We start from the raw sequence: 902 nt of genomic DNA on the forward strand, positions 1-902 counted from the left end.
AAAAGATGCAATAAATAGTCGAAGTCAAAGTAAGCGGACTCTAGATCACGCAAACAGTCCCACACGCACACATTGACGTACCAAGAACCCGACTTTACGCAACAAAAAAAAAAAAGAAATCTGCAAAAAAATGTATACCCATAAGAAAAAAAAAAAAAACGCGCCAAGTGATCAAAAAAAAACACACAAAAAAANNTCACGCCAAAGTACTAACTGGTCTAGCTTGTCTGCATCTAGTGGCACGACAACCGTATCACCTGGCTCCATTTGCGCGTCATTACTGGCAAACCAATGACCGCTATCAGGCAGTTGTACGCCACCATTTGCTTTAATAATGTAAATACGATCTTCATCCGCTTTGTCTGTTGTACCACCGCTACGCTCGATGTAATCGGTGTAATCAAGCTTCGGTTCGAATACCTGCGAGATAGGCAACTGCACTTCACCAATAATAGTAACACTGTTCTTGCGTGAAGGAATGGTTAGCGCATCACCATTTTGTAGCGGAATACTGTAATCAAGGTCTTCGGCTAGTACTTTGCGCAGATCAATCACTAAACGTCCTAGCGCTGGCGTTTGTTGCAATTGAGCAAGTAGCTCTTGTGCTTTACCGATATCACCACTACGACGCGATGCATCTTTTTCAACAAGCTGCGCTTTGGCGATGTCTTCTGCCAAACGGCGCTGCATTTCTTGCAAGCGTTTCTCTTGCTGTTCTTTTAACTCGATACGCGTAAATACTGCACCAGGCACATAAGCATAATCCGTCACACCACCCGCCCGCTTAAGAACATCGCGTAGTTCATCGTCTTTATGAATCGGGTACACGCCTGGGAAACGCACTTCGCCTTTTAACTCTACGAAATGGTTTTCAACCCATTCTGGAATAGCCCGAATTTGGA

At 44.1% G+C, this 902-nt stretch carries 1 protein-coding gene; it reads right to left on the reverse strand.

Annotated elements, in window-relative coordinates; translation table 11 throughout:
* Window positions 1–171: 171 nt before the first annotated feature.
* Window positions 172–902 (reverse strand): SLBB domain-containing protein (locus tag A3738_RS13685; RefSeq protein WP_197473857.1); only part of this gene is annotated, 731 nt, incomplete at its 5' end.

Source organism: Oleiphilus sp. HI0066, assembly GCF_001635725.1.